We start from the raw sequence: 24,597 nt of genomic DNA, 5'->3' as shown, positions 1-24,597 counted from the left end.
CCGGTTAAGGGCGGCAACATGCGAACGTTCGCTTGGATCGCGATCAATCAGTTTCCGCGGCCGACAATACTCGATCTCAGGCCTCGCAATCGCGGGGCCTTTTCATTTCGGAGCAAGGTAAATGCCCAGAAATCCATCAACCGGCGTCTATTCCAAACCCGCCGGCACGACACCTTCCGTCGGCCAGGTCATCGACCCGGCGCCGTGGAACGCGCTGACAACCGACCTCGGCAACGAAATCACCAATTCGCTGCCGCGCGACGGTTCGGCGCCGATGATCGCACCGCTCAAGGCCGCAGGCGGAACCGTGTCCGCGCCGGGCGTCGGCTTCGCCTCGACCCCGCAGACCGGCCTCTATCTGAAAGGCGGCGGCCTGCTCGGCTTTGCCCAGAACGGCGTCGACGTCGCATTCGATCAGGATCTGGTCTATGCGGTGAAGTCAGGCGATTACACCGCGCTCGCATCCGACGATAACGCCGTCCATCGCTTTACCGCGGCAGCCACGCTCACTTTGACCGCGGCGGCAACGCTCGGTGCAAACTGGCACTATTGCGTCATCGCCGATGGCGGGGATGTGACGATCGACCCGAATGGTTCGGAGACGATCGACGGCGCAGCCACGCTTATTCTCAAGGACGGTTACAGCGTCGAAATCATCTGTTCCGGCGCCGCTTTCTTCACCAACAAGCTCTTCGCCAGGATCCAGAGCAAAGCCGACAGTTCGGCGGTCGGCGATTTCATTGTCGGGCTCACCCTTTCTAACAACGGCGCCAGCCCGAATACGCATATCGATTTTGCTGCAGGATCTGCCAGGACGGGATCGAGCTTCGTTTCCAGCGCAACGTCATTGACGAAGCGAGTGACGGGAACATTTGCGGCTGGCACCGGCGCCGGCGGCCTCGACGCCGGCGCCGTTGCGGCGAATGCGACCTACTTTGCATATGCCTTGCGCAAGGACGCAGACCTGTCTTTCGACATTGTTCTCTCGACCTCGGCGACGATCGGCGGCATCGCCACAACGCTGCTCACCGGCTATAGCATCGTCAAATGCATCGGCGTGGTGCTGACCGATGCCAGCTCGCTCATCCGGCAATTCGTGATGTACCCGCGTGACGAATATACTTTCGTTACGCCCGTCAAGGACGCCATCAACGTTGCTATCTCTACGACTTCGGCACTCCTGGCGCTGACAGTGCCGAATGGGGTGAAGGTCAAGGCCAAGCTGCGATTTGAATTCACCTCATCGGCGGCGACTAACGCAGCGCTGCTATCGGACCCTGCACAAGGAACTCTTTCAGGCGGGATCGGTAATGATGGCGGCAACATGGGCACCATACAGGTCGCCAATGGACTTGCAATCGGCTGTAGCGATATCTGGACAAATACAAGCAGGCAGATCCGCCATGTAGCTGGCGCGTCCGGCACTATCTGGCTGTGGAACGACGGTTTCTATTTTCCGTGCGGGAGGAATGCATGATGCCGTTTGTGTCCCGATCGAGCGCGCTCGAGCTTCTAGCGGGAATATGCACGCATGATCACTGGCAATAATCGATGTCGTCAGCTAATGACCTTCGAACTCGGAGGAAATCATGGCAGCCGATAAAGCATCGTACCGAAACCGCGGAGGAATTCTTCAGCGTCTCGTTACCGCCTACAAGCGGTTTCGCTACTTCAGCCGCGCCGGCGCGAACCTGGTTGTCAAGCGCAGCGCCGAGTTCCGCATGGTAAAACACGCAGTTCTTGAGGTCGGCAGCAACGTCACGATTCAAGACTATTCCTTCTTCCAACTCACGATGCCTGAGCCGAAGGTGTTTATCGGAAACAACACCGTCATCGGACGGCGGAATATCATCACTGCCAAGAACCGCATATCTATAGGCAATGATGTGCTGATCGGCTCGGATGTCCAGATCATTGATCACGGCCACGGTATGAGACGAGACGTACCAATTAGGCTTCAGAAGGCCGAAATCGGTTTTGTCGAAATTGGTGATGATGTCTGGATTGGTGCAGGTGCCAAAATACTGATGAACGTTACGATAGGAACGGGCGCCGTGATCGGAGCAAACTCCGTCGTCACGGCCGATATTCCCGAATATGCAATCGCCGTCGGGTCGCCGGCGAAAGTAGTCAAATACCGCATTTAAGTCGGATTGGGATTGCAAGGGGGCAGGGCGGTCGCTCGGCCTTGGCCAGAACGGATCAACTCTTGGCGCAAATCCATAACCGATCAATTGCTTGATACCTCATGGCTTGCACTATCATGACCTTGAGGTATTGGAACACGAGAGGGCGCTTTTAAATTCTCGGTAAAGCCGTAGATGCTCCTCTGCGCCTATGTGGCCAGGAAGCATATCAATGCATAAGCAGCTAGTAAGAGAGATTGCGGCCAAGGCGGGCTTTGCCCTTGTGTCTCACGCCAAATATCGGAACGGCGGCGTTACCGGCACCAGCGGAAAAGTCTACGGAGCCGATCTCTTATTCAAGAGACGGTAACGAGACTTAAAAAACGGAAACAAAGGCGGTTCTTCGGAGCCGCCTTTTTCTTTGCCCAATCCACAATCCGGAGCCCACCCCATGCTCGTCCATAACTGGCACGACGTGCTTAAACGCGCCTGGTCCGTCCGCCTCATGGCGCTGGCGCTGCTCTTCATCGTGCTTGAGCCCGTCATCAATTTCGTCGCTGCAACCTGGGTGTCGCGCAACCTCTACATCCAGCTCGCCATGTCGGCGGCAACGGGGCTTTTCGCCGTTGCGGCGATCGTCGCCCGCATCTTCGTTCAGCAGAAAATCTCAGGAGAAATGAATGGCAAACCGCCTGCAGAAGGGTAGTGCCGCAGCGGCCATGGCTGTGGCGCTTGTCGGCTCGTTCGAGGGATTGCGGCAGAATGCCTATCCCGATCCGGCCACGAAGGGGCAGCCATGGACGATCTGCTATGGCAGCACCAATGGCGTCAAACCCGGCGATCACAAGACGGTGGAGCAGTGCAAGGCGCTGCTGGCGCTGGAACTCAAGTCCTATGCCGGCGGCGTCGAACGCTGCATGCGCGTGCCGCTGCCGGATGCGCGTTTCGTGGCGTTGACCTCGTTCGCCTATAATGTCGGCGTCAAGGCCGCCTGCGGCTCGAGCGCGATCAGGCTCATCAACCAGGGCAGGACGGCCGAGGGCTGCGAGGCGCTGTTGAAGTGGAACCGCGCCGCCGGCATCACCTTTCCGGGCCTCACCCGGCGCCGGCAGAAAGAGCGCGCCTTCTGCCTCGAGGGCATCTGATGTTCTCCCTCCTCGACACGCTCAAGATGGGCGCCGGCATCGCCGCCGGCTTGGTGCTTTATCACCTTTATGCCGTTTCGATCGGCTATCCCTCGGCGGCCCGCGAGGCGCGGGCCGGCTATATCCTGCTGGCCGAGAAGAGCGCAGCCGACGCAAGAGCCGCCGAGATGGAGCGCCAGCGCAATGCGGCGTCCCAAGCCATCGAAGAGCACCGCAAGCGCTTGGCCGCCGCCGAAGCGTCGGAGCAGGCGGCCAGAGACACACTCGAAACCGAGATCCAATCCTATGAGCTTCAGCTTTCGGAAAAGAACCGCGCTTGCGCTGTCACTGCTGCTGATCGTCAGTGGCTGCTCCGCCACTGAGCGGCTGAACAGGGCGGCGGTGACGAAGGGGCAGGCCGCGGCCGGCATGGCGCTGCCGCCCTTGCCGGACGATCTCCTGAGGCAGGAAGCGCATGCGCCTGTCGTGGAGGGCGAGCCCGTCATCGCCATCCTCGCCCGCGAGCGGCAGGCGCTCGACCGCGCCAATGCCCGCCAGGGGCGCACCGTTCGCTTCTACGCCGACCTCACCACCAGATATGGAGCCCGCCCATGATGAACGGCATCTCGCTTGCCCTGACGTATCCGAGGGGTGGAGCTGTCCTGGCGCCACCGCCTTGGGTGCCGGATCCTGATCGCTACATGCCGGCGGCGACGCGAACGCGCTGGCCAACCGGCGCGATCGCCACGCCATGGACGTTCCCGGCCGGGCTGAATTACCAATGCACCAAGCTGTTCTTCGGCTCGCCCGACTATCCGACGAACGACTTCCTTATCCCGTTCGTCGGCTTCGCGCTGACCGAAGGCGGCAATGCGCCGCAGGAAACGCAGTCTCCGAACGCCGATACCGTGATCGACGAGGCGTTCTTCGTGATGCCGAACGGCACGGAATACCCGATCTTGTTTGGCGGTCTGGTGCCGGCGACGGTCACCGCCGCAACCGGCATTGTTTACGGGCAGGTCATACTGCCAGTTGCTCTGCCGGCATGGTCGATCTTTGGCGTCCGGACGGTCTATCACGGCGCAGAGGGTGCGCAGCGCTGCGGCTCCTATCGCATCCAGCGCCATCGCGGCGAAAAGTATTGGGGTGCCGCCGACTTGGCGTCTGTACAGGCGCTGGCGGCCGCTGACGGGGCGTCCACGGCGGCGCTCGATCCTGACAGCCTTTACAACACGATCGGCAACGCGACGAATTCGCAGATCCAGGCTTACGGGCCCGCGCTTGTCCTGGCGAAAGGATGGGACGGCCGGCCGATTCCACTCGTCGTCGGTGACAGCCTGATCGAGCGGCAGGAGATCGCCGCGTCGGCCGACGAGCGCGGCAACATGGGCATGATACGGCGATGGCTCGACCAGCGCGACCAGGTATGGGGAGCACTGTCCCGCTCGTCATGGGCGTGCCTGGTGAGCATAACGAATTCGAGCTTGCCACCAACGCTACCAGGCGATGGGTGATGATCGACGCCATCAAGACGACGTTCAACGGCGGCAAAGACATTTGGACTTTCTGCCTCGACCAGGGCGGCCGCAACGACAACAACACGACGCTTTCGCTCTGGCAGTCGCGCAAGTTCGGGCTCGATGATCGGATCATCGCCCGGTATCCCGGCGCGCATATGGTGGGCATGACCATTCTGCCGACCATGGCGGGATCGTCGGATAGCGGCCGCACGGTCGCCGGCTACAGCGCGACGTCGGCGCTGTGGAACCCGGTCACGGGGACGCTTGCCAGCATGAACGCGTCACTCATCGCGTCAACGCGGTTCGCCAAGACGATTGATATCGTGCCGGCCTTCATGTCGGACAGTGATCCGACGAAGGGATCGGCGGCCGAATTAACGCCGCTCGGCAACGTCATCGGCCATCCCGGCAACCAAGATGGCGTGACGACATGGGACACGATGCGCCTGCCAAACACGACAAAGCTCGGCGCGCGCATCATGTTCGAATATCAGCCTGGGCTCTGGACCAGCCGGACGCTGGTAGACCGAACGGATTTGGGAGACGGCACGGCGAACTACCGCGTCGCCGAAGTGCTGGCGACCAACGTGCAGGATAACGCCGCCCTGCTCGGTCACGCCTATACGGCCGCCGATTTCGTTCACCCGGCTCTCTACGGCGTCCTGCGTTTCGTCAGCCGTCTGCCTCAATCGCACAAGGCGAAGTTCTATCCATGACATCCAATGACGATATTCTCCGCGCTCTCGGGCGCGTCGAGGGAAGGCTGACCGGCATCGAGGAAAACGTCGCGCTGCTGCGCAACGAGGTCCGCGACGAAAAGGCCAATGCTCATGACAGCCGCGCCGTGATCCACACCCGGCTCGACGAACAGGCAAGGCAGATCGCACATCTCGATACCAGGGCAGCGCTCAGCGGCGGTGTCGACGCCCAGATCCGCGAGGAGATCAAGAGCCTCAAGGAGACCGTCGAGAAGAACCAGGAGACGGTGGCGCCGGCGCTGGAAGAATGGAAACGGATGAAATCGATCGGTTACGGCATTTCGGGGCTGATTGCCTTTGCCGGGCTGACGGTCGGCGGGATGATTGCCTATGCGAGCGACGGTGCGGTGGCGGCCTTGAGGCATTGGTTGAAGATCAGTTGAGCTCGCCTAAGTTACTGCGCTGCTTGGCGATCGATACATTTTTGCTGAACAGGGAGTAAGTAATACCAAAATTTAGACTTTGCTAACGAACCAATTCGCATCGTGCTGGTTTCCCTCTCAGGAGGAAACGGTCATGAAAAACATGAACAATCGCCAAGTTCGCATCCCCGGTTCGCGGGAGCATGATGTTGCAGAACATTGCCGCAAGTTCGGGATCGGTCCGGCCGAGGAAAAGAAGCTGAAGAAACTTCTCGGGGTTCGGGCGCCGCTGCATGAAATCCAGGCCAATGCGCCGCCGAGACAGCCGCGGTGGCGTTAGCAACGGTCGCGGTTCAGGCAGAGGATCTGACTTGTTTCACGCTGCGTTACGGTGATGATTCAAAGATTGAGCGAACCGCGGAAAGGCGAGGGGAGATGATCCCGTTTTCCGGTCTCTACGGCCGATTCTGTTGCTCATGCAGGGCCGTTTATGGTGATTATCCCGCGAAACCCGCTGAAAGCCCCGCTCTGCCGGGGTTTTTTGCTGGGCTGATGATGCGCGTTCGTTTTTCGTCAGCGCCGACACATACCAGTCTAGCGATTGAAGCGAAGCGAAGCAATTTCCGCTTGTTCCTCCGGCCGACTTGCGAGAGCAAAGGCTCATTTGCGGCGCCGATATGGGCGGAACTTCCGACAAATATTGACGTTGTGGCCGACGGACCGCGTAGCAGGTCTTGTCTCCTGTACCAACTGCTGCCCCTGCAGTCGCTGCGCGGTCCACTGCCACATCTCTCATGGCGGAAGTGCTCTTCCGCCCAGCAGCGCACAAATCCAATCAATACCGAAGCTGGCGCGACAGCATGAGGATATAATCGTCGGCGATATCGGCGATCACCATCGCGGCTTCCGCCGGCGGATAACCCCTGCTGACGGCCTCGCCGAGGATCTTCATGACGAGAGGTTCAAGCGCTTCCCGGCAGTCGGCGAGAGTTTCGACATGCGGGCATTTGGGACGAAATTCCAAGACGTTGTTCATGGCTTACCCTCCATATGATCGAGCTCCGGCCTATATGGAAGCCGGCCTCTTCAGGAGAGGCGGGCCACGGTTCCGGCGAGACTGCTTCAGGAACCACAGATGTTACCCTGAAGATACGATGGCATAGGGCCTGATGTATTCAAGCGTATGCTGATATTAAGGTAAGCCAGTAGGGTTAATTCGTCCACTGAATCGTGTCATCGCAAGCCAGTGCCGGGAGCCGTGAGAGTTGCCCACCCGGCAACCCCCTATCCTTGTTCCCTTTTTCAGGCGTTGGTTTTCAGGCGCTGGTGCGGCGGCCGGCCTTATCGGCCTCTTTGCGATTGGCGCCATATTTTTCGATGATGTCTTTGGCATCCTCATTGGAAATACGATGTTTCTTTGCGAAGTAGATCACGTCGTAGGGTCCGTCGGTCGTCGCCGCGTTTTTGGTTTTGTCATCGGTCATGATATTTCCTTTCATGGAATTGTCGAGCTGAGTGGCGCGTCATGGCAGGACACGCCAGCTGCATGGTCTCATCAGGATTTGAGAGCCAGCATTCCGTCAACGTCGGCCGGACTGGCTTCGTTCCGGTTATCGATGCGACCGAGCTGTCGTGTGTTTTTCCCAGATCTGGGTTGCCTGAGCTGCGGTGCCGATTTTGTAGAAGGTGAGCAGGTGCCGCCCTTCCGCCCGTCGTTTTTCGTCGAAAGCGCTGTTTTCGTAGTCGGACCCTTCGATGATGCTCTCGCTTTTAAGAACGTCCTTCAGTTCCTGTACGAAATGTCCGGTGATGTTGAAAAGCGTCTCGTTTTCGGGTGCGTGGTTCATGGTTTTCCTTCGTGATGGTCGCGTGCCATTAAACGCGATGCTGGCTCAGCACGCGTTGGTAAAAAGCATCAAGCAATCCGCGCCCCTATGGGAAGGCTGGTATCGGACAGCGCTTAGCCGTGTCTGTGTGGAGTTCCATATATCGTGCAGCAACGCCGCCCTGCGAAATCGAGGGGGCACGGCAGGTCTGAAGGCTGCACCTTAAACCACTTGCCTCCCAGATATCATATCAATCGAAATGCCGAAGAATATGGAGGGAGCAGGACTGTCTTCGCTTTCCGAGTTTAACGCAAGCGATCCGGGTTCCCACCAAAACGGTTGCTTTTGCAGAAGAGACCAGGCGTGGATGCGCTCGTCATGGCGGGCCGGCGTATCGGTCAGCTCATCAGAGGTGCCCTGAACAAGCACGCTCTTCCACGTTCGGTTTTCGCCGAATTCTTCCACCTGAACACAGGCTGGTGCATTGGCCCGCAATAGATCAACTTTCAGGCCCGGCATCGAAAATATAAAAATCCGGTCTTTTTCATACGCATAGTGGATGGGAACGATATAGGGATATTGGTCGCCCTGGCATGCTAGGTGGCCACGGGTGTGGCCGGCCAGAAAGGCGAGGCAATCTTGTTCATCCATTTCTCGCAACTGCATTTGCGTTGTCCAGTTCCGTCATCAGGGTTAGTGACCTCGTCCGACAAGCGCAGCGAGGCGCGTCTTGGCCCGCCACGGTGTTGCAGCGCTTACCAGAGCACATCCTTGAAGACGACATAGATGATAAAAGCCACGCTGATCGCCGGCGTCAATTTCACCAGAAAGTCGATATAGCGGAGCCTCCCGGCATGCTGAGCCAGACTTTTCCACGAATGGATTTTTATCATGGCTGACATGATGCCCTCCTTTGGGGCCGGTGAACTCTAACTACCCCGAAGCGGTGCCCGTTCACAAACTGCCACTACACCAGATATGGGTGCCAAACGTCTGCGCTACAAGGCGTGCGCGATTGCCGGTCAGGCAGGGAGCTCGCGCCGCTGCGCACAATCGCCAAGGGCGGCGCGAGCGTGCGGCGAGGACGGGGCGCGCTCATACAGGACTGTGCTTTTACCTCGACCATCGCTTCGATCAGCTTCAGGCGATCGAGCTTTCGCCGTTGATCATCGTAGAGCCTGCCCAACAGCTCGTAGGCCAATCCCGAGGGGCTGCCCTTAAGCCGTAGTCTCCCGATTACCATTTCCTGCTGGGCAATGCGTTGCGCCGCCTTCACGATGTGGCAACGTGCAAGCCTAAGGTCTTTCGTTCGGTATCGTGTCGAAACCATGCTTTGCCCCTCTGTCATCCGGCAGCCGCAGGTCCACCGTCGTTTCAGTCGCCGCGGTTCTGCGTCCGGAATTGTGCAGAAACAAAAAAAGGTGAGCATTTCCGTGGTTCTGAAAACGGAAATATTCTAACGAAAATCTTCGGCCTTGAGCGTGAAGTTGTTTCCGCGTCGATGCTGATAGGCTCTCGATGCTGCCTCCTGAATGGAAGAACGCGCGGCGTCGAAGGCATTGAGGTATGCGGCCTCGGACGAACTCTGTGTGATAGCACCACCGAGTGCGCCTTCCTCGACCAGGAAGCGGACCTCGAACATGCCGTCATAGCCGGTGAAGCGCACGCCTTTTCGCACTTCGTCGAAGCTCCGGCTTCGGTTTGGAAAGATAAGTGCCATGGCGGTCGATCCTTAGAGATGGGCGCGGGCCGTTGTGCGGGCCCGGGAGCCGACGATGATCTGGATGCACTCAGAGAAGCACGAGCTTGAAGCCTGTCGGCATGTAGCGACCGCCAACCGATCTTAATGGCCTATCTTAGTGGCCAACCGATCTTAATGGATAGTCTGCACGATGACCCTGTTCTCCAGCAAGGCCTCCGAAGTCTTGATCAAGCGCACAGTGCTGGCAATGATCTGGTCGGAATAAACAGGGTCCGCATGGGAAATTTCATCCGTCATATCGCGGAGAACGCTGTTTATCTCAAGCAGAGACGGCACAAGATTGAGCAATCCATCAGCCGCCAGCCCGTAAGCCAGGCGGCCGATGGCCTCACTCAGATGATCTATAAGGGCACGTCGTTCGGAAACCGCCAATGCCGACGGCCTTGTGAGGGTCGCTTCACCGTTGAACTGCATGATGCGTATCCTCCTCTCTCTAAAATGGGTTTTGCGACGACATTATCAATGGCTGCCGGCGAATGAGGTTGCGGCCATGTGGCAAAGAGCGCAAGCTGAGCGATCGGCGGGCACGATAAGGGCACCGCCGCTTGGGGCGCGTGAACCCTAGCCCCAATAAAGGAGGACTTCATGTCTTCCACATCTGAACGGTTTTTCGATGTCACCAATTTGCGAATGCTGGAGCGCATTCTTCGAAAGGCCGGTTTCCGCGGCGGCGAAACCTATGCGATTGATATCAGCGAGATCAGCGCGACTAGTTTCCTCATTCATTGTTTCCAGATTGGAATCGTCGATGAGGCGGCGCTGAGGTCGGCTCTGAGAATGTATCTTGCAACCCAATTGAGTTCAGGGCCGCTCACCCAAGCAATCGAAGACGCGTCCTTTGTAAGATGGCAGGATGACGGCGGCGCCCCGCCCAAGGCCTATCGGATTGGCCGGTATACGGCACCCACGGGTGCCAACCCATCGCGGCGACCGGTCGGCTATCGCTTCCCAAGAACCAGGTTGCCTGAACGATGATCGTCAGTCACCGCCGCTCACTGCGGCGGCATACGCACCCAAGAGGGTGATCTCCCGACGCAGCAGCAATTCGACGCAATAGATTGGCGAGAGCCGAACGCGAGGGGGGCGGTTGGTCGAAAGCCCGTTCTCACGGGCTTTCCTTTGACTTCGAGCCGTCAGGCCGCACCGAACGGCACGGCGACGAAAGTCTTGCCGCCATCGCGTTCGACGAGCAGTAGCACCGATTTGCGGCCGGCCTTGCCGGCCTCGGCAATCGCCGTCTTGACGTCGCGACTGTTGTGGACCGGCCTGTCGTTGACCGAGACGATGACATCGCCCGACTGAATGCCGGCGGCCGCGGCCGACTTGTCGGGATCGACGCTGGCGACCACCGCACCGCTGACGGCGCGCGGCAGGTTGAGCTGCTGGCGCACGTCCGGCGTCAGGTCGGCAAGGCCGATGCCGAGGCTCGGCTGGCCGCTGCTCTCACCCTTGTTGTCCGAGCTTTCGGCGGCGGCCTGTTTCTGGCCATCCTCATTGCCGCCGACGGTGACGTTAAGATCGATCGTCTTGCCGTCGCGCCAGATGCCGAGAGATTTTTTGGCGCCTGGCGAAAGATCGGCCACCAGCCGCGACAGGTCCTTCGGCGTCTTGACGCTCTCGCCGCCAACCGAGGTGATGATATCGCCCGGCTTCACACCGGCATGGGCCGCCGGCGTATCGGCGGTGACGGCGGCAACCAGTGCGCCGCCTGTTTTGTCGAGGCCGACGGCATCCGCGACGTCTTTCGTCACGGGCTGGATCTGCACGCCGAGATAACCGTGATCGATCGTGCCGTCCTTCTGCAGCTTGGCGACGATCGCCTTGGCCTCGTCGGATGGAATGGCGAAGCCGACGCCGACACTGCCGCCGTTCGGCGAATAGATGGCAGTGTTGATGCCGACGACATTGCCGCTGCGGTCGACGAGCGGGCCGCCGGAATTGCCATGGTTGATCGGCGCGTCGATCTGGATGAAATCGTCATAGGGGCCGCTGTGCAGGTCGCGGCCGCGCGCCGAGACGATGCCAGCCGTCACCGTGGTGCCGATGCCGAAGGGGTTGCCGATCGCGAGAATCTGGTCGCCGAGCTTCAGCCGGTCGGAATCGCCCCAGGCAATGGTCTGCAGCGGCTTGCCCGCCTCTATCTTCAAGACGGCGACATCGGATTTCGGGTCGGTGCCGATCAGCTTGGCCGGCAGTTCGGTGCCGTCATCAAGCGTCACCTTGATGTCGACGGCGTTGTCGATGACATGGTTGTTGGTGACCACAACGCCATCCGGGCTGATGATGAAGCCGGAGCCGAGCGCCATTGCCTGCTGCGAGGGCCGGTTTTTCGGCGCCTGCCGCGGCAGTGGGATGCCCTGATCCTCGAAGAACTGGCGGAACTGCTCATCCATCGGCGACTGCTGATCGGCGCTGACATCGGTCGCCTTCACAGTCGTGGTGATGGTGACGACGGCAGGCTTGTCGGTGTCGACGATGGAGGCGAAGGAGCCGCCGGCGGCGAGGACGCCGCCGGCATCCGCAGGCGAGGCGACGGCATTCGCCGCGTTGAGGGTGAAGGGCAGGCATGCCGCGCCGGCGATGATGGCAGCCCCGACCAGGGCTGCGGCGCGATGTTTGCGGAGGATGTGTGACATGGTGATGGTCCCTTGCGAGAGTGTTGGATTGTGGCGTCGGGGTTCCATGGCGTCGTGGTTCATGTCTTGGGACCTGGCGTCGGATGGCGTTGGCGCCAATTCATCTCATCGCAGCGCAGTCGTTTAGGTCGCGACCGGGCGAATGCAAGAATTCGCGCTCGGGATTCATATGATCGCGGTTGGTGGATTTACAAATTAAATATTGATCATCTTTATATTGCCGATTTGTAAGAAATGACCGGAATTTAATCTTTGTGCCGAAGGTGTTTGGCCGGGGTGCCGCGCGCCGGAAATTCCGGCCGGGACGTTGTCTCGCAGCGCACTCTTCGCAGCGATTTCCTTCGCAAATAAACGGACTTATTCCAGGGCGCGGTGATCCGACCGCCATATTCGCCCGTAACTTGCCGATAGACGATCGCGCCGCCGTTTCCGGAGATTCTATTCCCGGAATCTGTTGCGAATATAAAATGTTAGTAGACTCTAAATTATTTATTCTTCAGAAGTGAAGACTGCGAATCGGGGCAGCTGAGTCTCGCGGTGGCATAAGAGGGGCGATGAACAAGGCAGTTGAGCGGGGCGCAACGGCAAGCGCGGCGCGCATGTGACGTTGAGCGATGTGGCGAAGAAGGTGGGCGTCAGCCCGATCACCATCTCGCGTGCGCTTCGCAATCCTCAGATCGTCTCGGAAGATCTGCGCGAGGTGATCCTGCGCACGGTCGAGGAGATGGGTTATATCCCCAATCTTGCCGCCCGGGCGCTTGCCGGCCGCCACAACGGCATCGTCGGCGTCATCACGCCCGCCTTGCACCAATACGGCTTCACCGGCCTGATGGTCGGCATCGAGGATCGCTTCCGCGACACCGAATTCACCGTGCAATATGCCAATACTTTGAACCATGGCGAGGGGGAGGCCGGTCTGCTGAAATCCTTCCTGACGCAGAAGCCGGCCGGCGTCATCATCGCCGGCGCTGAATCCTATCGCGATCTTCTGCCGCTCATCGAGCGCGCTGCCTGTCCCATCGCCCATATCACCGATCTCAGCCAGGAACCGCAGAAGCTGGTCGTCGGCCTCGATCATTATACGGCAGGCGCCGAACCCACCCGCTTCCTTCTGTCGAGGGGCTATAAGAGGATCGCCTTCTTCGGCCGGGGCGCCGATGTCCGCTCGCGCCGCCGTATCGAAGGCTATGAGGCCGCGATGCGGGACGCCGGGCGTTTCGACCCCGATCTCATCATCGGCGGGGAGGCGGCAAGCCGCACCGGCCTCGGCAGGGAGCTGTTCTCCCGCCTGTTGCAGCGCGTACCCGATGTCGATGCCGTTTTTGCCCAGAGCGACGAACTGGCGCTCGGCGTCCTCATCGAATGCAAGGCGCGCGGCATCCGCGTGCCTGAAGAGCTCGGCATCTGCGGCTTCAACGATCTGGAATTCTCGGCCTTCATCGAGCCGTCGCTGACGACGGTGCATATACCGCGCTACGATATCGGCTACCGCGTCGCCGACATGCTGCTGCGCGCCGTCCGCGACCAGCCGCCGGATGAAGACAAGGCCGACCTGGGCTTTACCATTATTCCGCGCGGTTCGACGCGGTAATTGCGCGAGCTGCACCCGTCCCAATATCCATTGCCGGGAGAGATGCCGATGGCCGACCTCGCCCTTCGAGGCGTTGCGGCCGATCGAAAACAGCGGCGTCAGGCTGGGCGACCGGTTCGATCTCTGCCCACCCACATCACTTTTCGCAAAGCCGTCGGCTGCCGGAATATGGCTGATAGGTACAATCGGACGGCCGGAAGGAGCGGTAGCTGCGCGAGCAGGCAGTGATGTTGCAGGACTGCGGCGCGCCTTGGCCATCGACGGCTGCTTCTGTCGATCGCACACCGTCCAACGTTGGTTCGCTCGTCGCCTCGCGCATGAAGTCCCGCCAGATATGCGCTGGCAGGGCGCCGCCGGTCACTCCCTTCATCGGCGCGTCGTCATCGTTGCCAACCCAGACGCCGACGACGAGGGCTTCCGTGAAGCCGACGAACCAGGCATCGCGATTGTTCTGGCTCGTGCCGGTCTTACCGGCGGCAAAGGTACCCGGATCTGCTCCGCGTCCCGTACCACGCTCGACCACCAGCTGCAGCAGGCCGAGCAGATCGGACTGGTAGGGCGCAAGATCGACATTCGGCTTTGATTGTGAGCCAACGCGAAACGTCTTGGACTGCCCCGCCGCTTGAAAGTCGATAATGCCCCAGGGTTTGACGGGGGCCCTGCCGAGCTGGACCGACGCATAGGCGCTTGTGAGATTAAGCAGATTGACTTCGGATGTGCCAAGCGCCAATGACGGCGTGTTGGCCAGTGGCGCATCGATGCCGAGTTCGCGCGCGGCGGCAATCACATTGTCCAGCCCCACCTCCTGCGCAAGCGTCACCGATGCAGCATTCAGCGATCGCGCGAACGCCTCGGCAAGCGTGACCCAACCGCGATAGTCGCCACCGGAATTCTCCGGCGACCAGCCGTTTATGTCTATCGGCGCGTCCAGAACCTGGTCGGACAGAGTGAGACCAGCCTTCAATGCTGCGTAATAGACGAACAGCTTGAAGGTGGAACCCGGCTGGCGCATCGCGGTGACGGCGCGGTTGAACTGGCTCGCCTTGTAGTCACGGCCGCCAACCATCGCAACGACCGCGCCGTCGGGCGTCATCGCAACCAACGCCGCCTGCGATGCGCCGACCGTCTTTCCCTCACCGTCGAGGGCTCGTTTCACCACCCTTTCGGCGATCTGCTGCAATGTCGGCACCAGCGTGGTGCGCACCGTGGTCGAACCCGGCGAGGCGCCGGCGATTTCGCTCGCTTGCGGCGAAATCCAGTCGGCAAACCAGCTTCCGGAACGCGGCGTTGGTGTCGTTGGATGGAGGCTCGCAAAGCTCGTCTTGGCCTCGGCCGCCTCCGGCGCGGTGATCTTGCCATTGGCCGCCATCGCGTCGAGGACGACCATGGTGCGCTGCCGGGCGCCTTCGAAATTGTCGATCGGATTCCATTGGCTCGGCGCCCGCAGTAGTCCCGCCAGCATCGCCAACTCCGGCAGGTTGAGGGCGCCGATATCCTTGTTGAAATAGATGCGCGCGGCGGCAGGCATGCCCGTCGCCCCCGCGCCGAGATAGACGCCGTTGAGATAACGCGTCAGGATTTCCGCTTTGCCGAGCTTCCACTCCAGCCAGAAGGCGATCACGACCTCCTGAATCTTTCGTTTGATCGTTCGGTCGCTGTCGAGATATTGCAGCTTGATGAGTTGCTGGGTGATGGTGCTGCCACCCTCCACCACCGAGCCGGCCTCCAAATTTCGCCAAAACGCCCTTGCGATGCCCCTGGGATCGATGCCGAAATGATCCACGAACCGGCGATCCTCGATGGACAGGACGGCATCGATCAGATGCGGTGGAAATTGGTCGTATCGAGCATATGGCCCTTGATAAGGTCCCTGTCTGACCAACGGCGCGCCGTCGGCAGTTTCCAGCACCACGATCGGCTTTAACGTTCCATCCCGGATTTCGCTCCAGGGCACGTCTTTCAGGGCCCAGACCAGCACACTCCCGACGAGGAGGCAGACAAGAAGGATCGACCCGAGAGCGAGTTTCCGCCAGCCCGCAATGAACGATGCGCTCCCACGACTTTCACGCGGCTTTGAACGCCGACCGCGAATACCGCGCCAGGCTTTGACCGAAGCAGTCGTCAGCCATCTGTGGGGAGCTGAGGTGACTGCAGACCGGCTCGACCTTGTTAGCTTCGTCTTCAATAACAAGGCGGCTGCCTTGATCCTTGCCAAAGCAGAACTTGCCTGCAAATCCTGGCGTATCGCACCCAATAGCGTTCTGGCGGCCCGTCTGGTTTGGTCGAAGGATCCGTGGGGCGGCTGCGGGTCTTCGCCTTGAGTTCCAGGCGAATCCAAGGTGTCCGCTTGCGCTGCCGAATTCAGTGTCTTCTCGCGATCCGAGCTCGAGCTGCTGACGCTTTCACCAGAGGATTCGGGAGAATTGGGCATCGGTTACCGCCTCGGACAGGTCGTTTTGATGATCTACCGCCCAGTCGTAAATGGCCAGCAACCCACTGCGCAACCGCGCGGTGGGCGTCGAGCGCGTTTTTTGATGTTAAAGTGCGACTTGGGAAGCTGCCGACATCAATTCCTGGGAATTCGGTGCCTTGAATGTCTGCAGCCCGGCCTCCAGAACTTCAGTGAAGCTCCAGCGCACGATGCCCTCCCGGTCTATCAGGAACTGACCGACAAGCTGCCCGTGGTCGGCAGTCATCATCTGCTCATCGGCTGCCGTAACTTGATATCCTTCCTTCTCGTTGAGAAATTCGTCCATTGCCATCACGCTCATCGGCTCGGGCAACTCGTCCGGAAGATCGATCCGTATCGCCATGGCCGCGTCGATCCCGATCTCGCGTAAGCCGAAGGCTTGGTGCGAAGCCCGTGCCGGGTCGGAAGCAGCAAGAAGATCGGATATTGGGTGGTAACGGAAATAGAGCCGCGCGCGTTCGACCGGGGTGTTTACCACGGCCAGGGATTGGACGCCTTTCTCACGCAGCATCGGGTTGAGGTATGCCATGGCCGCGACATGGCGCCGGCAGAACGGGCAATGCAGGCCTCGAAACAAACCGATCAACAATGGGCTGCGGCCACGAAAATCATCAAGTGCGATCTTCCCCTCGCGCGAGATCGCATCGAACTCAACGTTCGGGACCCGGTCGCCCGGTTGTAGCGGATGGTCGACATAGGGCGTGGACATGGACAACCTCCTCGCTCGGGGATCAGTCGAGAAAAGGCGCCACGTCGAGTGTTTCGAGGTCGAGATTGAACGTTGCAGACCTGACCTCTCGTTTTACCGCACCGCCAGGATCCGATCTAAGAATGGCCCCACTTGAGCCCGCGGGCAAGCGGTAAACGGCGAATCGTGAATTGAGAAAGTTCGTTTTCAGTCCCCCCAGCTCAATTTTCTTTGTTGGTCTCTGGCCGCTCCCGCAGCTCAAGCCTTCAATGCTGTGGGTCATGGCTCAAGCAGCAGATTTCAGCTTGCCACCGACCGCCCAGGAATCCTTAGGCGATCTCCGGTTTGCCAGATCTCCAGCGATTCCGGCGGCACGCCAGCGTTCGACGGCGGCCTTGGTCGCTTCTCAAACGAAGGCGCGCTTCTGATCGTCGGGGTGGCAGATTGCAGGGACGACGAACGGAGCGACGGCTCTTACTTTACCGTGATGGCAATACCGCTAAGATCGGCGTTGACCTGCAGGCCTACCTGCTTGCCTGAGAGTTCGAGTTGGGCGCCCTTGTCGTTGGTCATGACGATCACCTGGGCCCCTTTGCCGACGGCGCCGCCACCGCCCGCCGCACCGTATACCCCCGTCACATCTTGGGCGCGGCGAATATGGTGAACGGTACCACGGAAATAGGTCTTAGAAGCTCCGAAGGCGAGGCCGCCCGAGATGCCGCCGACAGAGATGGGATAGCGGCGACCATGAAAGGTCAGCATGCCCTCGCCTCCAGAACCACCCACAAAGAAGGCCGCCTTGTAGACTGAGAAACTGATCTTACCGTCGTCGGCATACGCGGCGCCAGCAGCGCTGATTCCTGCTGCTGCGATAACCGCAGCCGCGACTGAACGAAATCCGGACGAAATCTTCATGATGCGTCTCCTAAAATCGAGGCTAACCCAGCCAGGAGGGCACGTCAGCAGTATGCCAAAGTCACAGCTGAAACAGTATCGATCGTCAATAGTTCCAAACTCCAGCTCGGAGACGGCCGCCACGAAACGAGGTTGATAATAGTCTCGGTGGCCAGCCGATGGCAGCCAACGCTCGGCTCACTCAGCATTGCCGAAATCTCGAGCATTTGTCGATGATGGAAGGTGATGTCGAGCGCCGAAATTGTCGTATTCATCCGGATACGATTTGCGCTGCCGCAGGAGTTCGCTCCGACCGACACCTTCTTCTAGGGGGGCGATGACAGGGGATTGGGCGACAACCGACGTCTGGCGATGGAGACTTTTGGGGCCGTACGCCCAGGTTTCATCTGGATGGCACTGTACCGCGCGATATTCAGGCATGGCCGGTGACACTCGCCAGTGCCAGGAGCAACAGGAACGCGAGAGGTGGCGGGAGCTCCCGATAGTTCCTGATACGAACAATGGCTACGATCGCGGCGAGCATAATCGAGACGCCCAACGCGACCCCGATATATCGGGTGCCGGCTATCACCAAAAGCACCGCAGTTACGAGCTCGAAGGCGGCCGTGACCCAGCACCACCAGAAAGGAAATCCCAGTCGCACGAAACCCATGCGGATTTTCGGATGTCCACTTGCGTTGACGATGGCGCCGACGAGAAACGCGCCGGCGGCCAGCCAGATGAATATGGTACCGAGCGATGTGCTTGTGAAAATATTCATTGGAAGTTCCGTCTAGGTCTTTTCGATATATCGATGTTAATTAATCTAGCAATGCTAGTTTGTCAATCAATGTTCCTTTTGATAATTTCGCGCCAGGAAAAATCGCGCGCATGAAGATTGGGGCACTGGGGTGGGTATCAGCGAACGCAAGGCTCGAGAGCGGGTCGACCGTGAACGCAGGATCGTCGTAGCTGCACGGACGATCGCAGAACGCGACGGCTGGGCTGCCGTCACGATCCGGCGTCTCGCCGAGGAGATAGAATACAGCCAGCCAGTTCTCTATTCGCATTTCGAAAATCGCGATCAGATCGTCGGAGCAGTCGCGCTTGAAGGCTTCGGCGAATTGGCTGCGACGCTCCGCGCTGCGATCCACCCATCGTCCACGTCAAAGGCGCGAGTGGAAGACGTCGCAGCCGCCTATCTCGATTTCGCTTTCGCTTGCCCTGCGATGTACGAGGCGATGTTCGTCCTGCCGACTGGGCTCCACTTCGCCAGATCCGACACGCCAGCCCAACTTCGCGATGGCTTCGGAGCCATGGCGACGGTGATCGCGCCGTTCTCTCAGGATGTAGATACCGCTACCGAAACTTTCTGGGCGGCACTTCACGGTTTGGCGGAGCTTGAACGTCACGGCAGGATAAGACCCACTTTCCGGGCTCAACGTATTACGCTCATCATGAAGATGGTGTCGGGTCAACTCTGAGAGCAGGGTCTTGCGATTAATCTGATCCCGCCTAAGTGGCTTGAAAAATGCCGGACAAGGCAAAGGCCTTAAGGCTAATGCATGTCGCCCGGAAGTGTGCAGCGGTTCCGGGGTAACGGCATGCATGAAAAAAGAGCTTTAGGAGTTTGGCCGCTTCGGGCCGAAAGCCGGCGTACAACGTCCGAGGATCTGCTCGATTTCAACGCTGAAATGCGACAGCGCCGTTCGCGAGGAATCCGCCAGTCCGCAGCCTGCGGATTCGGCCTCACAGAAGGGGCCAGTTTTGCTGGCCCCTTATCTCTCATCAGATATCGCTTGCAGCGCTCGACCAGAGGTCGGCTGCTTCGGCCGCCGTCATGCGGCGCACCTCGGCTTCATGGCTGCGGCTGGCGAAGAGTTCGCTGGCCATGATCTGCTCGGCAAGATCGGCCGGGAGCGAGAGGATGACGCGGCCTTCGCCATTGTGCAGGCCGCCGAGTTCCGTGCGCTTGCCTGTCACCATGCCGCCGGCGACCGTGTTGTTGGTCTCCGGGTCGATCAGGATGAAGGAGCCGGACAGCCGGTTCTGCTCATAGGGGTCGAAGATCGCCGCTTCGTCGAAGACAAGCCGGACTTTGCCGATAGCGTTCATGTAGAGCCGCTGGGCGGCAGTCCAGGTGCCGGTCTTCAGCTCGAGCTGGCTGAGCGGCTGCACCTGGACGCGCTGGCGCCGCGAACCGCTCTTCAGCCAGTAGCGTTTGCCGGGCTCGATGCCCTCGGGCTGCAGCGCGACGATCTGCGCGTCGAAAGCAAGGCCGACCTGCGGCTGAGCGTCGATCGAGACGATCATGTCGCCGCGCGCCACATCGACCTGGCGATCGAGCACCAGCGTGATCGCATCACCGGCGACGGCAGCGTTGCGCACCAGATCGAAGGTAACGATCTTGGAGACATTGGCGACCATGCCGGATGGCAGGATCATGACGCTGTCGCCCGGCTTGACCGAGCCGCCGGCAACCGTGCCCTGATAGCCGCGGAAGCTTTCGCCCGGGCGCGAGACGCGCTGCACCGACAGGCGGAAGCCGACCGTCTGCGACGAGCGCACGGTCGCAAGCTCCAGCGTCTCCACCAGTGTCGGGCCGCTGTACCAAGGCATGGCGGCCTGGCCGGAATAGACGACGTTTTCGCCCTTAAGCGCCGACATCGGAATGGCGGTGATCTGCTTGACGCCGAGCGACAGCGCAAATTCCCGGAATTCATGGCTGATCTTGTCGAAGCCGGCGCGGTCGTAGCCCGTCAGGTCGATCTTGTTGACGGCAAGCACGAATTGCTTGATGCCGAGCAGCGAAGCGATCGTCGCGTGACGGCGTGTCTGCTCGAGAATGCCGAAGCGCGCATCGACCAGCAGGATGGCGAGATCGGCGGTCGAGGCGCCGGTCGCCATGTTGCGGGTATATTGCTCGTGGCCGGGCGTGTCGGCGACGATGAAGGAGCGCTTGTCGGTCGAGAAATAGCGATAGGCGACATCGATGGTGATGCCCTGCTCGCGCTCGGCCTGCAGGCCGTCGAGCAACAGCGCGAAGTCGGGCAGGCCGAGATCGTTCTGCTTGCCGGTGGAATCGCGCTGCAGCGTGGCGGCCTGGTCTTCCTTGACCGCCTTGGTGTCCCAGAGCAGGCGGCCGATCAGGGTCGACTTGCCGTCATCGACGCTGCCGCAGGTAATCAGGCGCAGCGGGCGCGTGTCGCGCTGGGCCTTCTGCGGCTCGGCGGCGGGCAGGCTGACGACGGTGGCGGCCGAGACGGCGGTTTGGGCTGCGGTCATCTCAGAAATATCCTTCACGCTTCTTCTTTTCCATGGAGCCGGACTGGTCGCGGTCGATGGCGCGGCCCTGGCGTTCGGACACCGTTGCGATTTCGAGTTCGGCAATCACCTCTTCGAGGGTGGTGGCCTGTGAGCGGATGGCGCCGGTCAGCGGGAAGTCGCCGAGCGTGCGGAAGCGGATCATGCCCTCCTGGCGCACTTCGCCGGGCAGCAGTTCGAGACGCGGATCCTCGGCCAGGATCATCATGCCGTCGCGCTCAACGAAGGGCCGCTTCTTGGCGTAATAGAGCGGCACCAGCGGAATGTCCTCAGCCTGGATGTAGCGCCAGATATCGACCTCCGTCCAGTTCGACAGCGGGAAGGCGCGGACGCTCTCGCCCTTGCGGATCATGCCGTTATAGACGTTCCAGAGTTCCGGCCGCTGGTTGCGCGGGTCCCAGCGATGGTCGGGCGTGCGGAAGGAATAGATGCGCTCCTTGGCGCGGCTGGCTTCCTCGTCGCGCCGCGCGCCGCCGAAGGCGGCGTCGAACTGGCCGGCATCGAGCGCCTGGCGGAGGCCCTCGGTCTTCATGATGTCGGTGAAGGCAGCCGATCCATGGGTGAAGGGCGTGATGTTTTCGGCCGCACCGCGCGGATTGATGTGCTCGATCAGGTCGAGATCGTACTTCCTAGCGGTCTCGTCGCGGAAAGCGATCATCTCCCGGAATTTCCAGCCGGTGTTCACATGCAGGAGCGGGAAGGGCACGCGGCCGGGATAGAAGGCCTTGCGCGCCAGATGCAGCAGCACCGAGGAGTCCTTGCCGATCGAATAGAGCATGACGGGACGCTCGAATTCGGCCGCGACCTCGCGAAAGATATGGATGGATTCGTTTTCCAGCGCCTTCAGATGCGGGTCGAGTGGCGCCTTGGCGCTCTGGGGATTGCTGAGTTCCGTATCCGGACGGCTATCGGGCATGTTTTACTCCAGACTGTCGATCCTTTGCGGTTCGCCGCAAAGCAGTTCCTGATGCTGGCTTTCCCAAGGCTGCGGCGGTGGCAGCGCCCGGGTTCGGTAAGCCGTGAAGTTGATTATTGTGCGGCGATGACGGCGGCCTCTTCGGCGACATGCAGGCCGCATTCGCGCGTCTCGTCCTGCTCCCACCACCAGCGACCGGCGCGTTCCGGCTCGCCGGGCTTGATCGCCCGGGTGCAGGGCTCGCAGCCGATCGAGGGATAGCCGCGGGCATGCAGCGGATTGACCGGAACGCCGTTGTCGGACACGAAGGCCTTGATCGCCTCCAAGTCCCAATCGGCGAGCGGATTGACCTTCAAGAGGTGCCGTTCGGCGTCGTATTCGGCAAAGGGCGTCTCGGCGCGGTTGGCCGATTGGCCGCGGCGCAGGCCGGTGATCCAGATCGTTGCCCCTTCGAGTGCGCGCGCAAGCGGCTTCAGCTTGCGCACGCCACAACAGGCATGCCTGGCTTCGACGCTCTCGTAGAAACCGTTGAGGCCATACTGCGCCGCATAGGCGTCGATATCGGCCTTCTCGGGCTCGTAGCGCTGGATCTTTACGTCGTACTGGCTTTCCGTCTCGGTAATCAGCGACAGCGTCTCGGCAAACAGCCGGCCGGTCTGCAGCGTCGCAATATCGATCGGCAGGCGGTGCGTGCCGATCTCGGCGGTGATCACCTGGTCCTCGATGCCGAGCGAGGTGGTGAACACCACGCGGCCCCCGAGGCCGGAGACCAGCGACAGACGTCCGGCCAGGTCGAGACCTGCCAGCTTGTCGTTCAGCGCCTCGGCTTCGGCAATGGGCCCTTCTTCCGCAATCGTATTGATAACAGTCATGAGAATCCTGTCCTTTGTTGACGGGAGTATCGCAGTTCAATCCTGGATCGGACAGAAAAAGGGATTTCGAAAGCTGCGGCCAGAGGAGCAAATATCTCTCCGAAGCTGCCGCAATGCAAAAAAACAGCCGCCCGGGGACAAAAATCCCCGCGAACAACTGGTATGTCTATAAAAATAGTAGAGTTACACGCGGCCTGTCAATCCGAAATCTGAAGTGATGCCGAAAAAGGTGCAGAAAGGGCGGTTTAAGCGTAGATTGTGACAGTTCGGCCGAGAGGGAAAAACAAGGCCGAAAACGCTTAGTCCTCAAGGCTTTCTCCGGCGCGTTCAAATTCCGTTCATGCTGGTTGTGCCATAGAGGCGAAAGTAATTCCGTAGCGGCGCGGAGATTCGCGCCGCCTGTGTGTCGATGGTCTGAGATGATTACGCAAAAGGCGAAATATGCGCTGCGGGCGCTGACGGTTCTGGCGGATGCCGATGCCGACGAACCGGTGATGATTTCCGATATCGCCGCCCAGCAGAAGATCCCGAAAAAGTTCCTCGAACAGATCCTGCTCGACCTGAAGCATCACGGCATCGTCGTCAGCCGTCGCGGCAAGCAGGGCGGTTATCTCTTGCTGAAGCCCGCCCACACCATCACCTTCGGCGAGATCCTGCGCATCATCGACGGCCCGATCGCGCCGCTGCCGTGCCTGTCGATCACCGCCTACCGCCGGTGCGACGATTGCGACGGCGAACAGAACTGCCAGATCCGTCACGTCTTCGCCAAGGTCGCCGACGCCACCCGCAAGGTGCTGTTCTCGACAACCATCGCCGACGCCGTCGGCCCAAGACACGGCGCCGAAGTCACCCGGCTGCTGGCCTAAGCGGCTTTGGCCGGCTATCCCCGGTGCGGTCGCGCGTCTTTTGCTGGGGCAGCGAGACCGGTATCTCCACCCTACGGGCGTAGACCTCCTAGCGTATAGCCGCCATCGACGGTGATTTCTTGCCCGGTGACGAAGGCGGCATCATGGGAAAGCAACCAGGCGACAGTACCTGCGATATCTTCTGACGTTCCATTTCGCCGAAGCGGTGTGTGGGCGGCTAGCCTTGCAGCAAAAGCCGGATCGATAACATCATCCGCCATAGGTGTGAGAATAATCCCTGGATTGATGGCATTGATCCTGACGTTGCGAGGTCCTTGCTCCGCCGCCAGGGTCCGCATCATCGCAAGCAACGCCCCCTTCGTGCTGGCATAGGCTCCAGCACCCGGCATCACGCCGGCTGCTGTCCACGAGGCGTTGATGAGAATGCTGCCGCCTTCCAGGAAGGGCAGGCACTGTTTGATCGTGAAGAAGGTACCCTTGAGATTGGTGTCGATCAGCGCGTCGAAATCGTCTCCATCCGTCACTGCCAACGGTTTGAATTCGCCGAGAACTCCGGCATTGGCAAAGACCGCATCCAGCCGTCCGAAGCGTGCGATCGTCTTCTCGACAATCGCGGCGACGGCTTCATTGTCGGCGATATCGCCGGCAATTGCGATGGCCGCACCGCCTGATGCCTCGATCTCTCCAAGCAGTCGATTGATCGGCTCGGGGCGGCGTCCGACGAGGACGAGCTCGGCTCCTTCCGCCACTAGGCGAAGGGCGGCGGCCCGGCCCATCCCCGTTCCAGCACCTGTAATGAGAACTGTTTTGCCGATGAACCGGGTTCGCGTCATGTCTTGCTCCTTGAATGATTGCGTCGAGG

Annotated in this window: 32 protein-coding genes; 15 read left to right on the top strand and 17 right to left on the bottom strand. The window is 60.3% G+C overall.

Annotation, left to right across the window (positions count from 1 at the left end; translation table 11 throughout):
- Positions 1–121 precede the first annotated feature (121 nt).
- The 10 genes from MF410_RS13190 to MF410_RS13145 all read left to right on the top strand — a co-directional run bounded on the left by MF410_RS13190 (position 122) and on the right by MF410_RS13145 (position 6,230).
- Positions 122–1,477 carry a hypothetical protein gene (locus MF410_RS13190; RefSeq protein ID WP_097627452.1) on the top strand — a complete coding sequence of 452 codons (1,356 nt, stop codon included), beginning with the start codon at positions 122–124 and terminating at the stop codon, positions 1,475–1,477.
- Between the two features lie 112 nt (positions 1,478–1,589).
- Positions 1,590–2,147: an acyltransferase gene (locus MF410_RS13185; RefSeq protein WP_206099955.1), complete on the top strand. Its 558-nt coding sequence runs from the start codon at positions 1,590–1,592 to the stop codon at positions 2,145–2,147.
- Positions 2,148–2,577: 430 nt separating this feature from the next.
- Positions 2,578–2,832, top strand: coding sequence for a hypothetical protein (locus tag MF410_RS13180; protein ID WP_097627456.1), 255 nt, complete (start codon positions 2,578–2,580; stop codon positions 2,830–2,832).
- On the top strand, positions 2,807–3,271 hold the full coding sequence (locus MF410_RS13175) for a lysozyme (RefSeq protein ID WP_131711717.1): 465 nt from the start codon (positions 2,807–2,809) through the stop codon (positions 3,269–3,271). Before MF410_RS13180 ends, MF410_RS13175 begins: the two co-directional genes overlap by 26 nt.
- Positions 3,271–3,633: a hypothetical protein gene (locus MF410_RS13170; RefSeq protein ID WP_097627459.1), complete on the top strand. Its 363-nt coding sequence runs from the start codon at positions 3,271–3,273 to the stop codon at positions 3,631–3,633. The genes MF410_RS13175 and MF410_RS13170 overlap by 1 nt, the downstream gene beginning before the upstream one ends.
- A 19-nt stretch (positions 3,634–3,652) precedes the next feature.
- Complete coding sequence (locus MF410_RS13165; protein ID WP_097627461.1) at positions 3,653–3,865, top strand: hypothetical protein; 213 nt, start codon at positions 3,653–3,655, stop codon at positions 3,863–3,865.
- Positions 3,862–4,764: a hypothetical protein gene (locus tag MF410_RS13160; RefSeq protein ID WP_239619805.1), complete on the top strand. Its 903-nt coding sequence runs from the start codon at positions 3,862–3,864 to the stop codon at positions 4,762–4,764. Before MF410_RS13165 ends, MF410_RS13160 begins: the two co-directional genes overlap by 4 nt.
- A complete protein-coding gene (locus MF410_RS13155; RefSeq protein WP_239619804.1) occupies positions 4,764–5,486 on the top strand; it encodes a hypothetical protein in 723 nt (240 codons plus the stop codon). The genes MF410_RS13160 and MF410_RS13155 overlap by 1 nt, the downstream gene beginning before the upstream one ends.
- Positions 5,483–5,911 carry a DUF1515 domain-containing protein gene (locus MF410_RS13150; RefSeq protein WP_097627465.1) on the top strand — a complete coding sequence of 143 codons (429 nt, stop codon included), beginning with the start codon at positions 5,483–5,485 and terminating at the stop codon, positions 5,909–5,911. Before MF410_RS13155 ends, MF410_RS13150 begins: the two co-directional genes overlap by 4 nt.
- Positions 5,912–6,044: 133 nt before the next feature.
- Entirely contained in the window at positions 6,045–6,230 is a 186-nt protein-coding gene (locus MF410_RS13145; RefSeq protein WP_097627467.1) for a hypothetical protein, read from the top strand.
- Positions 6,231–6,725: 495 nt separating this feature from the next.
- Here the strand turns inward: MF410_RS13145 and MF410_RS13140 are convergent, their stop codons facing one another.
- From MF410_RS13140 to MF410_RS13110, 8 genes are all read right to left on the bottom strand, one after another.
- Positions 6,726–6,926 carry a hypothetical protein gene (locus MF410_RS13140; protein WP_097627469.1) on the bottom strand — a complete coding sequence of 67 codons (201 nt, stop codon included), beginning with the start codon at positions 6,924–6,926 and terminating at the stop codon, positions 6,726–6,728.
- A gap of 280 nt (positions 6,927–7,206) precedes the next feature.
- On the bottom strand, positions 7,207–7,374 hold the full coding sequence (locus MF410_RS13135; RefSeq protein ID WP_097627471.1) for a DUF3606 domain-containing protein: 168 nt from the start codon (positions 7,372–7,374) through the stop codon (positions 7,207–7,209).
- 126 nt (positions 7,375–7,500) lie between these two features.
- The gene (locus MF410_RS13130; protein WP_097627473.1) at positions 7,501–7,737 is read right to left on the bottom strand and encodes a hypothetical protein; all 237 of its coding nucleotides are present in this window, start codon (positions 7,735–7,737) and stop codon (positions 7,501–7,503) included.
- Positions 7,738–7,938: 201 nt separating this feature from the next.
- Positions 7,939–8,382 carry a pyridoxamine 5'-phosphate oxidase family protein gene (locus MF410_RS13125; RefSeq protein ID WP_097627475.1) on the bottom strand — a complete coding sequence of 148 codons (444 nt, stop codon included), beginning with the start codon at positions 8,380–8,382 and terminating at the stop codon, positions 7,939–7,941.
- A gap of 89 nt (positions 8,383–8,471) precedes the next feature.
- Complete coding sequence (locus tag MF410_RS13120) at positions 8,472–8,618, bottom strand: hypothetical protein (protein WP_165503970.1); 147 nt, start codon at positions 8,616–8,618, stop codon at positions 8,472–8,474.
- A gap of 65 nt (positions 8,619–8,683) precedes the next feature.
- Positions 8,684–9,046, bottom strand: a complete 363-nt coding sequence (locus MF410_RS36770; RefSeq protein ID WP_097627759.1) for a hypothetical protein — start codon at positions 9,044–9,046, stop codon at positions 8,684–8,686.
- A 126-nt stretch (positions 9,047–9,172) separates the two neighbouring features.
- Positions 9,173–9,436 (bottom strand): DUF1488 domain-containing protein, encoded by a 264-nt coding sequence (locus MF410_RS13115; protein ID WP_097627477.1) that lies wholly within the window; start codon positions 9,434–9,436, stop codon positions 9,173–9,175.
- A gap of 153 nt (positions 9,437–9,589) precedes the next feature.
- Positions 9,590–9,892: a hypothetical protein gene (locus MF410_RS13110; protein ID WP_097627479.1), complete on the bottom strand. Its 303-nt coding sequence runs from the start codon at positions 9,890–9,892 to the stop codon at positions 9,590–9,592.
- A gap of 171 nt (positions 9,893–10,063) precedes the next feature.
- Here MF410_RS13110 and MF410_RS13105 point away from each other — a divergent pair, with 171 nt between their 5' ends.
- Positions 10,064–10,453: a hypothetical protein gene (locus MF410_RS13105; RefSeq protein ID WP_097627481.1), complete on the top strand. Its 390-nt coding sequence runs from the start codon at positions 10,064–10,066 to the stop codon at positions 10,451–10,453.
- A 158-nt stretch (positions 10,454–10,611) separates the two neighbouring features.
- Here MF410_RS13105 and MF410_RS13100 read toward each other — a convergent pair whose 3' ends face one another.
- On the bottom strand, positions 10,612–12,114 hold the full coding sequence (locus MF410_RS13100; RefSeq protein WP_097627483.1) for a DegQ family serine endoprotease: 1,503 nt from the start codon (positions 12,112–12,114) through the stop codon (positions 10,612–10,614).
- A 601-nt stretch (positions 12,115–12,715) separates the two neighbouring features.
- Here MF410_RS13100 and MF410_RS13095 point away from each other — a divergent pair.
- The gene (locus MF410_RS13095) at positions 12,716–13,705 is read left to right on the top strand and encodes a LacI family DNA-binding transcriptional regulator (RefSeq protein ID WP_239619802.1); all 990 of its coding nucleotides are present in this window, start codon (positions 12,716–12,718) and stop codon (positions 13,703–13,705) included.
- A 136-nt stretch (positions 13,706–13,841) separates the two neighbouring features.
- Here MF410_RS13095 and MF410_RS13090 read toward each other — a convergent pair whose 3' ends face one another.
- Entirely contained in the window at positions 13,842–15,683 is a 1,842-nt protein-coding gene (locus MF410_RS13090; RefSeq protein WP_239619801.1) for a PBP1A family penicillin-binding protein, read from the bottom strand.
- A 61-nt stretch (positions 15,684–15,744) separates the two neighbouring features.
- Here MF410_RS13090 and MF410_RS13085 point away from each other — a divergent pair, with 61 nt between their 5' ends.
- Positions 15,745–16,026: a hypothetical protein gene (locus MF410_RS13085; protein ID WP_239619800.1), complete on the top strand. Its 282-nt coding sequence runs from the start codon at positions 15,745–15,747 to the stop codon at positions 16,024–16,026.
- Positions 16,027–16,242: 216 nt separating this feature from the next.
- Here MF410_RS13085 and MF410_RS13080 read toward each other — a convergent pair whose 3' ends face one another.
- From MF410_RS13080 to MF410_RS13070, 3 genes are all read right to left on the bottom strand, one after another.
- Entirely contained in the window at positions 16,243–16,884 is a 642-nt protein-coding gene (locus MF410_RS13080) for a peroxiredoxin-like family protein (RefSeq protein ID WP_097627489.1), read from the bottom strand.
- A gap of 453 nt (positions 16,885–17,337) precedes the next feature.
- Positions 17,338–17,778, bottom strand: a complete 441-nt coding sequence (locus MF410_RS13075) for a hypothetical protein (RefSeq protein WP_097627491.1) — start codon at positions 17,776–17,778, stop codon at positions 17,338–17,340.
- Between the two features lie 412 nt (positions 17,779–18,190).
- Positions 18,191–18,538 carry a DoxX family protein gene (locus tag MF410_RS13070; RefSeq protein ID WP_097627493.1) on the bottom strand — a complete coding sequence of 116 codons (348 nt, stop codon included), beginning with the start codon at positions 18,536–18,538 and terminating at the stop codon, positions 18,191–18,193.
- Between the two features lie 130 nt (positions 18,539–18,668).
- On the opposite strand from MF410_RS13070, the gene MF410_RS13065 reads away from it, so the two are divergent.
- Positions 18,669–19,241, top strand: a complete 573-nt coding sequence (locus MF410_RS13065; RefSeq protein ID WP_097627495.1) for a TetR/AcrR family transcriptional regulator — start codon at positions 18,669–18,671, stop codon at positions 19,239–19,241.
- A gap of 304 nt (positions 19,242–19,545) precedes the next feature.
- Here MF410_RS13065 and cysN read toward each other — a convergent pair whose 3' ends face one another.
- From cysN to MF410_RS13050, 3 genes are all read right to left on the bottom strand, one after another.
- Complete coding sequence (gene cysN / locus MF410_RS13060) at positions 19,546–21,042, bottom strand: sulfate adenylyltransferase subunit CysN (protein ID WP_097627497.1); 1,497 nt, start codon at positions 21,040–21,042, stop codon at positions 19,546–19,548.
- Position 21,043: 1 nt separating this feature from the next.
- Positions 21,044–21,997 (bottom strand): sulfate adenylyltransferase subunit CysD, encoded by a 954-nt coding sequence (cysD, locus tag MF410_RS13055; RefSeq protein WP_064837453.1) that lies wholly within the window; start codon positions 21,995–21,997, stop codon positions 21,044–21,046.
- A 113-nt stretch (positions 21,998–22,110) separates the two neighbouring features.
- The gene (locus MF410_RS13050; protein WP_097627499.1) at positions 22,111–22,869 is read right to left on the bottom strand and encodes a phosphoadenylyl-sulfate reductase; all 759 of its coding nucleotides are present in this window, start codon (positions 22,867–22,869) and stop codon (positions 22,111–22,113) included.
- A gap of 419 nt (positions 22,870–23,288) precedes the next feature.
- Here MF410_RS13050 and MF410_RS13045 point away from each other — a divergent pair, with 419 nt between their 5' ends.
- On the top strand, positions 23,289–23,735 hold the full coding sequence (locus tag MF410_RS13045) for an Rrf2 family transcriptional regulator (protein WP_003569590.1): 447 nt from the start codon (positions 23,289–23,291) through the stop codon (positions 23,733–23,735).
- A gap of 71 nt (positions 23,736–23,806) precedes the next feature.
- Here MF410_RS13045 and MF410_RS13040 read toward each other — a convergent pair whose 3' ends face one another.
- A complete protein-coding gene (locus tag MF410_RS13040; RefSeq protein ID WP_097627501.1) occupies positions 23,807–24,568 on the bottom strand; it encodes an SDR family NAD(P)-dependent oxidoreductase in 762 nt (253 codons plus the stop codon).
- Positions 24,569–24,597 lie beyond the last annotated feature (29 nt).

Source organism: Rhizobium sp. C104, from assembly GCF_022354505.1.
Taxonomy (GTDB): domain Bacteria; phylum Pseudomonadota; class Alphaproteobacteria; order Rhizobiales; family Rhizobiaceae; genus Rhizobium; species Rhizobium redzepovicii.
Note: the sequence above shows the minus strand (reverse complement) of the source record. Positions and strands in the feature narration are given on the sequence as shown.

Excerpts from the sequence above, each read along its gene's own strand:
- MF410_RS13180 (WP_097627456.1), top strand. The coding sequence starts at position 2,578 with ATGCTCGTCCATAACTGGCACGACGTGCTTAAACGCGCCTGGTCCGTC.
- MF410_RS13145 (WP_097627467.1), top strand. The coding sequence starts at position 6,045 with ATGAAAAACATGAACAATCGCCAAGTTCGCATCCCCGGTTCGCGGGAG.
- MF410_RS13080 (WP_097627489.1), bottom strand. The coding sequence starts at position 16,884 with ATGTCCACGCCCTATGTCGACCATCCGCTACAACCGGGCGACCGGGTC.
- MF410_RS36770 (WP_097627759.1), bottom strand. The coding sequence starts at position 9,046 with ATGGTTTCGACACGATACCGAACGAAAGACCTTAGGCTTGCACGTTGC.
- MF410_RS13070 (WP_097627493.1), bottom strand. The coding sequence starts at position 18,538 with ATGAATATTTTCACAAGCACATCGCTCGGTACCATATTCATCTGGCTG.
- MF410_RS13140 (WP_097627469.1), bottom strand. The coding sequence starts at position 6,926 with ATGAACAACGTCTTGGAATTTCGTCCCAAATGCCCGCATGTCGAAACT.
- MF410_RS13125 (WP_097627475.1), bottom strand. The coding sequence starts at position 8,382 with ATGCAGTTGCGAGAAATGGATGAACAAGATTGCCTCGCCTTTCTGGCC.
- MF410_RS13045 (WP_003569590.1), top strand. The coding sequence starts at position 23,289 with ATGATTACGCAAAAGGCGAAATATGCGCTGCGGGCGCTGACGGTTCTG.
- MF410_RS13175 (WP_131711717.1), top strand. The coding sequence starts at position 2,807 with ATGGCAAACCGCCTGCAGAAGGGTAGTGCCGCAGCGGCCATGGCTGTG.
- cysN (WP_097627497.1), bottom strand. The coding sequence starts at position 21,042 with ATGACCGCAGCCCAAACCGCCGTCTCGGCCGCCACCGTCGTCAGCCTG.
- MF410_RS13170 (WP_097627459.1), top strand. The coding sequence starts at position 3,271 with ATGTTCTCCCTCCTCGACACGCTCAAGATGGGCGCCGGCATCGCCGCC.
- MF410_RS13135 (WP_097627471.1), bottom strand. The coding sequence starts at position 7,374 with ATGACCGATGACAAAACCAAAAACGCGGCGACGACCGACGGACCCTAC.
- MF410_RS13105 (WP_097627481.1), top strand. The coding sequence starts at position 10,064 with ATGTCTTCCACATCTGAACGGTTTTTCGATGTCACCAATTTGCGAATG.
- MF410_RS13185 (WP_206099955.1), top strand. The coding sequence starts at position 1,590 with ATGGCAGCCGATAAAGCATCGTACCGAAACCGCGGAGGAATTCTTCAG.
- MF410_RS13190 (WP_097627452.1), top strand. The coding sequence starts at position 122 with ATGCCCAGAAATCCATCAACCGGCGTCTATTCCAAACCCGCCGGCACG.
- MF410_RS13150 (WP_097627465.1), top strand. The coding sequence starts at position 5,483 with ATGACATCCAATGACGATATTCTCCGCGCTCTCGGGCGCGTCGAGGGA.
- MF410_RS13075 (WP_097627491.1), bottom strand. The coding sequence starts at position 17,778 with ATGAAGATTTCGTCCGGATTTCGTTCAGTCGCGGCTGCGGTTATCGCA.
- MF410_RS13160 (WP_239619805.1), top strand. The coding sequence starts at position 3,862 with ATGATGAACGGCATCTCGCTTGCCCTGACGTATCCGAGGGGTGGAGCT.
- cysD (WP_064837453.1), bottom strand. The coding sequence starts at position 21,997 with ATGCCCGATAGCCGTCCGGATACGGAACTCAGCAATCCCCAGAGCGCC.
- MF410_RS13110 (WP_097627479.1), bottom strand. The coding sequence starts at position 9,892 with ATGCAGTTCAACGGTGAAGCGACCCTCACAAGGCCGTCGGCATTGGCG.
- MF410_RS13155 (WP_239619804.1), top strand. The coding sequence starts at position 4,764 with ATGATCGACGCCATCAAGACGACGTTCAACGGCGGCAAAGACATTTGG.
- MF410_RS13050 (WP_097627499.1), bottom strand. The coding sequence starts at position 22,869 with ATGACTGTTATCAATACGATTGCGGAAGAAGGGCCCATTGCCGAAGCC.
- MF410_RS13120 (WP_165503970.1), bottom strand. The coding sequence starts at position 8,618 with ATGTCAGCCATGATAAAAATCCATTCGTGGAAAAGTCTGGCTCAGCAT.
- MF410_RS13130 (WP_097627473.1), bottom strand. The coding sequence starts at position 7,737 with ATGAACCACGCACCCGAAAACGAGACGCTTTTCAACATCACCGGACAT.
- MF410_RS13115 (WP_097627477.1), bottom strand. The coding sequence starts at position 9,436 with ATGGCACTTATCTTTCCAAACCGAAGCCGGAGCTTCGACGAAGTGCGA.
- MF410_RS13085 (WP_239619800.1), top strand. The coding sequence starts at position 15,745 with ATGAACGATGCGCTCCCACGACTTTCACGCGGCTTTGAACGCCGACCG.
- MF410_RS13100 (WP_097627483.1), bottom strand. The coding sequence starts at position 12,114 with ATGTCACACATCCTCCGCAAACATCGCGCCGCAGCCCTGGTCGGGGCT.
- MF410_RS13040 (WP_097627501.1), bottom strand. The coding sequence starts at position 24,568 with ATGACGCGAACCCGGTTCATCGGCAAAACAGTTCTCATTACAGGTGCT.